Raw genomic sequence first — 9794 nt, forward strand, 5'->3', positions numbered from 1 at the left:
ATGACTACTGACTACTGACTACTGACTAATTACTAATGATTAACGAATATTGGTTGCTCGATCGCGATATAACTTTCCTCAATCACGGCTCTTTTGGGGCTTGTCCGATTCCCGTACTGGAAGCGCAAACCAGTTTTCGGGAACAACTGGAAAGAGAACCTTTGCGCTTTTTAATGCGGGAATTTGAGCCGCTGTTGGATAATGCGAGAAATCAGTTAGCAGCATTTATCGGTGCGGCTGAGGATGACTTGGCTTTTGTGCCGAATGCGACGACGGGAGTCAATGCAGTTTTGCGATCGCTCTATTTTGCTCCGGGCGACGAATTGCTAACTACAAATCAGGAATACAACGCTTGCCGCAACACACTTAATTTTGTAGCCGAGCGTACAGGAGCTAAAGTAATAGTAGCAGAAGTCCCATTTCCAATTGAGTCGCCAGAACAAATTATTGAAGCAATAATTAAGTGCGTTTCACCGCAAACAAAGTTAGCCTTATTAGACCACGTTGTGAGCCAAACAGGTTTGATTTTTCCCATCAAAAAATTAGTGGGCGAGTTAGCTAACCGTGGCGTAGATGTATTAGTAGACGGCTCTCACGCGCCGGGAATGGTAGCGCTGAATTTAGATGAAATTGGCGCGGCTTACTATACGGGAAATTGCCACAAATGGCTGTGCGCGCCAAAAGGTGCGGGCTTTTTGTACGTGCGGCGCGACAAGCAAGATGCCATTCGACCAACTACGATCAGTCACGGTGCTAATTCGCCCCGCACTGATAAATCGCGCTTTCAATTGGAATTTGACTGGATGGGAACGGTCGATCCGAGTCCCTATTTGTGCGTCCCTGTGGCCATTGATTTTATGGGTTCTTTGTTGAGCGGCGGCTGGCCAGAATTGATGGCAAAAAATCATGCTTTGGCATTGGCTGGAAGACAAATATTGGCAGATAAATTAGATTTGCCGCTGCCTTGTCCCGATGAAATGGTGGGTTCGATGGCAGTTGTGCCACTGGCAGACTCCGAGTCTGATACGGTTGCAAAGGGAGGAATTGCACCTTTGCAAGAGGCGCTGTGGGAGATTTTTAAAATTGAAGTTCCGGTGATTCCTTGGCCGGATTCTAGCAAGCAGTTGGTGAGGATTTCGGCTCAGTTTTACAATACTTTGCCGCAGTACGCATATTTGGCTAAGGCGCTGGTTGAGCTGACGAGAATTTGAGCTGGGTATTCCACCCAAAAAACATACAGCATATTCCAGGTTTATGGAGTTTAGGGACACGGCAGTGCCGTGTCCCTACGGGAATCGAACGATAGGCGGGTGTACTTCATAAACGTAGAATCTGCTGTAACACCCAACTAAAAACAGTCATAGGTTCGTAGTGAGGGCACCGTCCTCTCCCCAGGAATGAATAAGGACTTGCATTGCTTACTACCAACGTAATAATGGTATAAAAACAGTGACAATTAAAGCGAAAAATCCTGCCAAAAATCACCTTTAACCATCTTGAAAATAGCCACCATTTACCTAAAATAAAGCAAGTAAAAAAACGGTTATAAAGCCCGAGCGCCCGCTAACTGCACCAAGGAGGCCACGCCGAGGAAAGCTTGTAAATCACCCGCCCGCTTTCCCAAGTTAAAACAGGGTTGTCAAATCGGATAGTGCACAACTCCGGGGCAACAGAATATAATGTATCAAGACTTGCATTTTCGCAGACCAAAGAAACGAAATAAAAAGAGGAGAATACCATGGCAAATGCCATGATGGTAATTTACCCCTATCGCGAACAATACACCTGGGTTTTTGACGACGAGCGAGTCGGACTTGTCCGAGAACCATTTGTTCAGGGCGTCCCCCAAATGATTGAAGCGCTTGTCGCAGACATTCCCAATGCCGATCGAGGTTTCCGACTCTTATTTTCAGCCAATCCATTTCCCGGATATCAAGCAGAAATGCTGTGGTTGAAAGCAGAATACGGCGGTAACTGGTATCGGTGGGAATCGAAAAATCTCGAAGGCTGGCTGTGTCCGGCTTTGTTCAAATACTTTCCAGAAGCACCGCCCAAGTTTTACTGCCAAGCTGAAAAAATTCAACAATCAACAGCAAGTCAGTCACTAACCCCAGCCTGAAGGCGTGGGGCTTGAAAAGAGGAAGACTCACCACCTTCTTAATTCAGGACTAAAAAAGTGTCTAGCCAATTACTGAACTGCCTGGGAGTGGTATCCCGCAAGACGTTAAGAATGCCTCCCTAGTTTTTAACCTCTCTGGTGGTCAGTGGCGAAGGGAAATATACACCTAGAAATAGGACTTACCGTCAATGTTTGTACCAGTTGTAGGCAGCAATAACCGTCCCCTGATGCCAACTACCCCTGCTCGGGCTAGACGTTGGATAGAATCGGGCAAAGCTACGCCGTTTTTTAAAAAAGGAGTATTTTGTGTTCGACTGAATGCAAAACCTTTAAGCCACAACTATCAACCAATTGCAGTTGGCATTGACCCAGGTAGTAAGCGTGAAGGATTTACCGTTAAATCCAGAACGCATACCTACTTAAACATCCAAACCCATGCAATTGATTGGGTAAAAGATCGCGTTGAGGTCAGACGAAATATGCGACGTGGTAGGCGGTTTCGCAATACTCCCTGCCGTCAAAACCGAACTAATCGCTCGGTCAATAAAAATTGCATCCCCCCATCGACTAAAGCGAGATGGCAGTGGAAATTAAGGATTGGCAAATGGTTGACTTTGATGTTTCCGATATCGACATTTGTTGTAGAAGACGTTAAAGCAAAAACCTGGAAGGGAGCTAAGAAATGGAATACAAGTTTTAGTCCTCTGGAGGTAGGTAAACGATGGTTCTACTCGGAAATTGAGAAAATTGCTCACCTGGAAATTAGGCAGGGCTTTGACACCTGTAAAATGCGTCAAGATTTAGGACTCCTCAAGTCTAAACAAAAGCTGTCAAACTTGTTTGAGGCTCATTGCGTTGACTCTTGGGTATTAGCTAATTGGTATATCGGAGGACATATCCAGCCCGATAACACCAAGGTAATAGAAGTAATCCCTTTGGAGTTTCATCGCAGACAGCTCCATCGTTTGCAGCATTCCACTGGTCATGTCCGCTCTCGGTACGGCGGAACTTTAAGTGCAGAATTTAAGCGCGGTTCAATCGTTAAACACCCTAAATATGGGTTCTGTTATGTTGGGGGTTGGCAAGAGTCGCCAACAAAGAAAGACCCACATCGAAAAACAATTAGTTTGCACGATCTAAAAACAAGCAAGCGATTGTGCCAAAATGTAGCGCCTACAGATTGTAAGTTTTTGTCTTACAATTCGTGGCGCTCCGCAAATTAATCTGTAAAGCCGTGCTTCTAGCACGGGGTTTTAAACCCAGAAATTTGGATGAAAAACTTGTCAATCTTTAAAAGAAACTTTGTTAAACCAGTCGATCGCGAATCCAGAAAAAAGCCCAAATTAGCGCTGTATATATTTTGGCTACTTTTCCTAATTTTCACAGCCGCCATCTCCGCAGCAATCGGGGCAATTACCGCCCTCTTAGCCCCCGTAGAACCGCCAATTATTAGTAGAGTCCTAGACGCTACCGGCTTTAACTATATATCATCCAACCGCTCAGGATACCGCCTGTCGCGGCCAGTTAATATCTTGATCCTGGGAATTGACCGCGTACCGGAAGCAGCAGCCAATTCCCCTAAAATTTTTAACGGTCGCAGCGATACAATACTCTTATTGCACCTCGATCCTAGAGATAAATCTATTAATTTGCTTTCAGTTCCGCGAGATACTAAAGTCGAAATTCCCGGAATTCGCTTCAGCAAAATTAACGAAGCCAATGCTAGAGGAGGAGGAGCTTTAGCAACGCGATTGGTTAGCAGTATCCTGAACAATGCGACTATTGAAAGATACGTGCGAGTCAGCAGCGGTTCGTTTCGGGAATTAGTCGATTTGTTAGGCGGAGTCGAAGTATTTGTACCTCGCGCGATGTCCTATACAGATACCGCCCAAAAGTTAAAAATAAACTTAGCACAGGGATGGCAAACTCTCAACGGAGAACAAGCAGAACAATTTGCTCGCTTTCGCAATGACGGTTTGGGAGATATCGGGCGCATTCAGCGCCAGCAATCTTTAATTCAATCTATTCGGAACCGCCTCGCCAGTCCATCAGTATTGGTGCGCTTGCCGCAAATTGTTCGATTGATGCAAAAATATGTGGATACAAACCTAAATTTTGAGGAAATCTTGACGATCGCAAATTTCGGTTTGCAATTGGATCGAGATAATTTTAAAATGGTAATGTTGCCCGGACGTTCTAGCTCAGAACAAGGGGATTTGAGGAGTTATTGGATTTTAGATGCGGTCGGGCGCGATCGCATTATGACACAATATTTCAACCAGAGCGTGCCGGATTTTGCACAAGGACGATTTCGCAATCCCAGCGAGTCCGTTTTGCCCACCAACCTCAAAATCGCCGTCCAAAACGCTTCTAGCAACCGGACAACCGCCAAAACCGTTGCTAGCTTTCTCAGAAAAAAGGGCTTTTCTAATGTATCTGTAGTGCAGGATTGGCCGGACAAGCAGCGTCAAAGTCAAATTATTGTGCAGCAAGGCGATTTAGAGGCAGCTAATCTACTGCAAAAAACGTTAGGCGGCGGTAAAATTGAAGCATCTTCTACCGGTGAAATCGATTCTGACTTTACACTTCGCGTCGGCGAAGATTGGGTAAAGCGATTTTAATTAATTATTAGTCATTAGTCAGCAGTTAACAGTCAACAGTCAACAGTCAACAGTCAACAGTCAACTATGCCCAATCCCCCATTCCCATCATCATGAAAAGTGTATTCCGAATTTTCCTGAGCCTGATTTTAAGTTTAGTGTTGGCTTGTGGGTGGGTGCTGCTGACTGCTACTCCGGCATTTGCCCTGCCGAAAACAAATATTAATTACACTAATATTAATTTGTCCGATCGCGATTTTTCCAACTCGGATTTAGCGGGGGGAACATTTGTCGCGGCCGAAATGCGGGGAACAAACTTTCAAGGTGCTGATTTAACTAATGCGATTTTGACTAAGGGAGTTTTGCTGAATGCCAACTTGTCAGGTGCCAACCTCTCCGGTGCTTTGGTAGATAGAGTTACATTCGACGGCGCTAATTTGACGAATGCTAATTTTTCCGAGGCAATTATGACTCGAACTCGGTTTTATGATGCTGCAATTTCCGGTGCTGATTTTACTGACGCGATTATCGACGCTTATCAAGTGAATATCCTGTGCGAGAAAGCAGATGGTGTCAATCCCGTGACGGGAGTTTCTACCCGCGAAAGTTTGGGATGTAAGTAAAAACTGTGGGTTAATTTATTCTATATTGTAGGGTGCGCAGTGCGCACCTTACTACTGGGATTTATCTGAGAGGTTAAACCATTCTCAATAAATCTTTTATGGGCGGGCAGGATGCCCACCCCACAAGAAATTTATTCTTTGTGGAACAGGCATCTTGCCTGTTATTGAGAAAGAATAAATTTCTGGGATTTATCGGCATTTTATGATTTATCGAGCGCTACAAATGCCTGTCGTGGTAGTACCAACTACCAACTCGGAATCCAACTGCAAATCTAAATCGGTGTCGGGATTAACAGCATACAAATCGACTTTATCTCGACCTAAAAATACCCCGATCAAAGTCCCGATTCCCGCACCGCCGAGCACCTCTTCAGTCGCGATCGCCCGATCGCCCGTAACACCTGCGATGGCCGCCGCTGCTGCTGCACCCAACGCCGTATTCTTAACCAGATTACCAACATTAACGCCCTTAGTAACAGTTTCTTTCCTAGTAATCAGTTGCGAAGTAGCCTTGAGAGGCACTCTGCTGCCGTTGATGATACTTAATTCTTGAGCCACAAACTGAACGCCCGCAGAAGTCGATCGCAATTCGCCGCTAATTTTCGAGCCTTCCGGTATCAGCACTTGGCCATTATTGCCCGCGATATCCGCAGCTACAGTCAGCGTAATCGGAGACTTGTCATTGGGGCCGAGCAAAATCTTGCCTTTTGCGTACTCGACTGGAATAGTCGCCCCGCTGGGAATTTTCACAGCAACAGACTCGCTAACATCAATCTTAGCAATGTAAGGAGAATTAATTGCTCTTGCTTGATTGGTACTCACTAATGTTTGATAGATAAAAGCAGCTACTTCAGCTCGCGTTGCTGACTTGTTCGGTTTGAGAGATTTAGGATTGGGATAGCTGACAACCAACTGCTTTTCAGTAGCAGCAGCAACGCTTTTGACAGCATAACTTTGAATCTCACCCGCATCGCTATAGTAGCTGAGAACATCTTGAAAATTGCAGGTAGGCTCATAGCCCATGCCGTTATTTAAAGCGACTACAACTTGAACGCGAGGAATCTGCTGTGCCGGCCTGAAAACATTGCCGGGATAGCCAGACATCCATCCCATTTCGTAAGCTTCTGCGATCGCCCCGCTGGCCCAAAAATTAGACGGAACATCGGCAAACCCCACAGCAGCACGAGTTTTTGCCTTTTTCACAGAACGGATCATTGCCGCGAATTCAGCCCGCGTTACTGGTGCATCCGGGCGAAAACTGCCATCGGGAAATCCTTTGATAATTCCTCTTTCTGACAAATCTTGAATAAAGTCTTTTGCCCAGTAGTTATTATTAACATCCGAAAAAGCTGTCTGAGCAAAAGAAGGCGCGGGAGCTAGCATCGGCGCTGCGGTTCCGGCAACGGTTCCCAGTGTTAATAAAACAGATGTACCGGATTTAATGCGATGTAGTACAGACATTTTTTGATTCTCCAATTTACACAAGTTTTTTATTGAGGACAAGCAAGCTGTTAATAGGCTGATTGATTCCTGCCGAACTTCTTCTTTCCCTCAGTTATGTAATCATTGTTGAATATTTTTATTTTTCGTGGGGGGAAGATACGGTCTTTTAAAATAAATATTTTTATTCTTAGTGCGGATTTTAAAAGGCTTAAATTCCTTAAAATCCTTATGTTGCTTATCTCCCTTATCTACCTTAAACTTATAACGGTTATTTTACCGGACATGATATCGTTTCCCTTTAGATCGGAATAATATTTTTCGGAGTGCAGTGCGAGCGGAACGCTCGCACTCGGATATAATTCCGTAGTTACCGGATTTGATATGACTGATGACTGATGACTAATAACTAATAACTAATGACTAATGACTAATAGCGACTAGCGGTTCCCAACTTGTCACATCTTCAAATAAAGATTGATAGCCCGCTGCATTGGGATGGAGACCATCCGAAGTTAGACACGAACTACACCAATCACTGCCCCGATTTATCCATTTATCAAAAATATCTAAATAGGGAATTCCCCGCAACTCACAAGCTAATTTCGTTGCTTCCTTATACCGATATTGATCCGCATGATTGTAATACAAACAATCTTGAAAAGGCATTTTACTTTCATCCACCGGCACCATCCCAACAAATATCACCGGACAAAGTTGTTGGGATAGGTTTAACAAATTATCCAAAACAGTTTTAAAATGTTCAAAATCAGTGTAGCTGCGCCCGGTAGGCGACTGCACTCTCGCCGAATCGTTGAGGCCGACGGAAAGAATAATCGCATCCGGGACACGGTTTCTGAGCTCGCCCCGGTGGCGAAACTCGTTTTCCAGGCGCTGGGAGACTTGATAGGTGCGATCGCCCCGAACCCCCAAATTGTATAAAACGTGTCCTGCACTCTCCGGTAACATCCACTGTCGCCGCAGTCTTTCCACCCAACCCCCGCCCGCAGCGTCGCCGAAACCGTAGATCAAGCTGTCGCCGAAAGCAACCAATTTGAGGGGATGAGAATTTACCCGATGCAAGTTACCAAAGGAATAGGCTGTTGCTGCCTGCATAACATAAATGATGCTCAGTTAATAATTGATGAATATTGACATACTAGACTAGAATGTAACATTACATAAAGTAGGTAGTCTCATGGTTAAGCGTCCAACCTTCGATTCAACTCAGCTAACCCGTCGGGCGGAAGAGTTGATCGGTGCTGCATCCAACCGCTATCGGATTACGGTACAGGTGGCGAACCGCGCCAAACGCCGCCGTTATGAAGATTTTGAGAATATGGACGACCATCAAATGATGAAACCTGTAATGCGGGCGATATTTGAGATGTCGGACGAACTGACTCAGCCGGAAATTATCGGAGACATCTAGACTTCGGGAGTTTTGGGTTTTGAGTCGTGAATTGCCCGCAATTTTTGTCAACTCAAAACTCAAAATTTTTTCAACCTAGACTGGCGCGCCAGGGCGAAAAACCCGGTTTATTTTATATACGCAACTGAGCCGGAAGCTCGCACTGCTAAAAAACGCTTTTTACAAAATCGGGATGCTGCCAACCGGGTTTCTTTTCCTAATTCATAAACTTAGAAAGTAGGACTTTGCTGGTCGTAAGATTATGAAATTTTTCTATGTTTAAAAGTGTCAAAACCGTGAATAAATTAAAGCAGGGCTTAAGTTTTCTGTTCGTTACTTTGAGTGTGGCGATTTTCACGCTTTTGAGTTGGGTATTGGAATCGGGCGAACTGAGTATGTCGGCTTTGGAACCTTCGCTGCTGCGGAGTTCCGAGTCTGTCTCTGGGGTGCTGGTTGCTCAACAATCTGCGCCGCTGCAAGTGAGGGCGCAAGATGCGTGGAAATTTGTGTACGAAAAATTGCCGGATTTCCCGATCGAGAATAACTACATTTCTAAGGAAACTGGAAAAGTCGATCCTACCAATACTTTAGTCGGGCGGTTGATTCGATATCACGTATTTGTCAAAGGGCGGCCGCCCAATTACCGCTTTGATTGGAAGTTGAGTTTAGCTGACTATTTGGGGGCGACTCCCGATTATTTGGTGGAAAGCGTGTATCCGGGAAACGACGTTTTGCGGTCAAATCCGATGGAACGCGATCGCGCTGCTATTCAAAGTTTAAATAGAGTACAGCGGGATGCTTTGGTTCAAGCTTTGGTTGATGTTTTTACCGAGAATTCCGGGCGTGGGCGCACACCGGGGGCGGGGGAAAAACCACAAGGGCGATCGAATTCCCCGGAAATACCGCAGCCACAGCCGGGAGATGCGAAGTTGCTGGCACCTTAATACTCATCGATACAGAAACCGGGTTTTTTACGGGAATATTGCTGTTGACCCTTTAACACAGGTAAAAAACCCGTTTTTTTTCGTATTTATGGGTAAGTCCTACTAATCTAAAATCCAAAATCTAAAATCTAAAATCCCTCAATGGTGGAACGTGTAATTAAGACGGGTGTTGGGTGGCGTTTGGGATGGAACCCGGAGGCGCAGGAGTTTAAGGGTTTGGTGGCTGGCGACGGTTGGGCGATCGAACTCACGGAGGCTGAGTTGAACGATTTTTGCCGATTCTTGGGACAGTTGGCCGGCACAATGAGTCACATGGCCTCTGAGTTAATGGACGAGGAAAAAATCGCCATTGAAGCCGAAAGCGACTTGCTGTGGGTGCAGGTAGAAGGCTATCCCGAAGCTTACAGCGTGCAGTTGATCTTGAATGCTGGCCGTCGCGGCGAGGGTTTTTGGCCGGCGGCTGCGGTTCCGAGTTTGGTGCAGGCCGCAAAAGTTTTAAAAGTTTTTTGACTTTTTCGGAAATTCCATGCTAAGCTATTAAAGCTGTCGGGGCGTAGCGCAGCTTGGTAGCGCACTACTTTGGGGTAGTAGGGGTCGTGGGTTCAAATCCCGCCGCTCCGATAGATGGAATCCTTATTTTATAAGGGTTCCATTATT

The 9794-nt window shown here is 45.5% G+C and carries 10 protein-coding genes and 1 tRNA gene; 9 read left to right on the forward strand and 2 right to left on the reverse strand.

The annotated features are described in order from the left end of the window. Positions 1-35: 35 nt before the first annotated feature. The 5 genes from QUA02_RS13510 to QUA02_RS13530 all read left to right on the forward strand — a co-directional run bounded on the left by QUA02_RS13510 (position 36) and on the right by QUA02_RS13530 (position 5342). The gene (locus QUA02_RS13510; protein ID WP_333028441.1) at positions 36-1211 is read left to right on the forward strand and encodes an aminotransferase class V-fold PLP-dependent enzyme; all 1176 of its coding nucleotides are present in this window, start codon (positions 36-38) and stop codon (positions 1209-1211) included. A gap of 527 nt (positions 1212-1738) precedes the next feature. After that, positions 1739-2119: a DUF6717 family protein gene (locus QUA02_RS13515; RefSeq protein WP_333028443.1), complete on the forward strand. Its 381-nt coding sequence runs from the start codon at positions 1739-1741 to the stop codon at positions 2117-2119. A gap of 188 nt (positions 2120-2307) precedes the next feature. Then, a complete protein-coding gene (locus tag QUA02_RS13520; RefSeq protein WP_333028445.1) occupies positions 2308-3342 on the forward strand; it encodes an RRXRR domain-containing protein in 1035 nt (344 codons plus the stop codon). A 48-nt stretch (positions 3343-3390) separates the two neighbouring features. After that, complete coding sequence (locus tag QUA02_RS13525; RefSeq protein ID WP_333028447.1) at positions 3391-4740, forward strand: LCP family protein; 1350 nt, start codon at positions 3391-3393, stop codon at positions 4738-4740. A gap of 92 nt (positions 4741-4832) precedes the next feature. Further along, positions 4833-5342 carry a pentapeptide repeat-containing protein gene (locus QUA02_RS13530; protein WP_333028449.1) on the forward strand — a complete coding sequence of 170 codons (510 nt, stop codon included), beginning with the start codon at positions 4833-4835 and terminating at the stop codon, positions 5340-5342. 207 nt (positions 5343-5549) lie between these two features. Here the strand turns inward: QUA02_RS13530 and QUA02_RS13535 are convergent, their stop codons facing one another. After that, positions 5550-6803, reverse strand: coding sequence for an S-layer homology domain-containing protein (locus QUA02_RS13535; protein WP_333028451.1), 1254 nt, complete (start codon positions 6801-6803; stop codon positions 5550-5552). A gap of 402 nt (positions 6804-7205) precedes the next feature. Next, positions 7206-7898 (reverse strand): GDSL-type esterase/lipase family protein, encoded by a 693-nt coding sequence (locus QUA02_RS13540; protein WP_333028453.1) that lies wholly within the window; start codon positions 7896-7898, stop codon positions 7206-7208. Positions 7899-7980: 82 nt separating this feature from the next. Between QUA02_RS13540 and QUA02_RS13545 the strand changes: the two genes are divergently transcribed. The 4 genes from QUA02_RS13545 to QUA02_RS13560 all read left to right on the forward strand — a co-directional run bounded on the left by QUA02_RS13545 (position 7981) and on the right by QUA02_RS13560 (position 9758). Next, on the forward strand, positions 7981-8214 hold the full coding sequence (locus QUA02_RS13545) for a DNA-directed RNA polymerase subunit omega (protein WP_333028455.1): 234 nt from the start codon (positions 7981-7983) through the stop codon (positions 8212-8214). Positions 8215-8489: 275 nt separating this feature from the next. Beyond that, positions 8490-9137, forward strand: a complete 648-nt coding sequence (locus tag QUA02_RS13550) for a hypothetical protein (protein ID WP_333028456.1) — start codon at positions 8490-8492, stop codon at positions 9135-9137. A 141-nt stretch (positions 9138-9278) separates the two neighbouring features. Further along, the gene (locus QUA02_RS13555) at positions 9279-9647 is read left to right on the forward strand and encodes a DUF1818 family protein (protein ID WP_333028458.1); all 369 of its coding nucleotides are present in this window, start codon (positions 9279-9281) and stop codon (positions 9645-9647) included. A 37-nt stretch (positions 9648-9684) separates the two neighbouring features. Then, positions 9685-9758, forward strand: a tRNA-Pro gene (locus QUA02_RS13560). The last annotated feature ends 36 nt before the right edge of the window (positions 9759-9794 follow it).

It is taken from the genome of Microcoleus pseudofavosus SVA1_A4, assembly GCF_036700565.1.
GTDB lineage: Bacteria > Cyanobacteriota > Cyanobacteriia > Cyanobacteriales > Microcoleaceae > Microcoleus.

Coding starts and splice junctions, on each gene's coding strand:
- QUA02_RS13530 (WP_333028449.1), top strand. CDS start 4,833: ATGAAAAGTGTATTCCGAATTTTCCTGAGCCTGATTTTAAGTTTAGTG.
- QUA02_RS13510 (WP_333028441.1), top strand. CDS start 36: ATGATTAACGAATATTGGTTGCTCGATCGCGATATAACTTTCCTCAAT.
- QUA02_RS13520 (WP_333028445.1), top strand. CDS start 2,308: ATGTTTGTACCAGTTGTAGGCAGCAATAACCGTCCCCTGATGCCAACT.
- QUA02_RS13515 (WP_333028443.1), top strand. CDS start 1,739: ATGGCAAATGCCATGATGGTAATTTACCCCTATCGCGAACAATACACC.
- QUA02_RS13555 (WP_333028458.1), top strand. CDS start 9,279: ATGGTGGAACGTGTAATTAAGACGGGTGTTGGGTGGCGTTTGGGATGG.
- QUA02_RS13535 (WP_333028451.1), bottom strand. CDS start 6,803: ATGTCTGTACTACATCGCATTAAATCCGGTACATCTGTTTTATTAACA.
- QUA02_RS13540 (WP_333028453.1), bottom strand. CDS start 7,898: ATGCAGGCAGCAACAGCCTATTCCTTTGGTAACTTGCATCGGGTAAAT.
- QUA02_RS13545 (WP_333028455.1), top strand. CDS start 7,981: ATGGTTAAGCGTCCAACCTTCGATTCAACTCAGCTAACCCGTCGGGCG.
- QUA02_RS13525 (WP_333028447.1), top strand. CDS start 3,391: ATGAAAAACTTGTCAATCTTTAAAAGAAACTTTGTTAAACCAGTCGAT.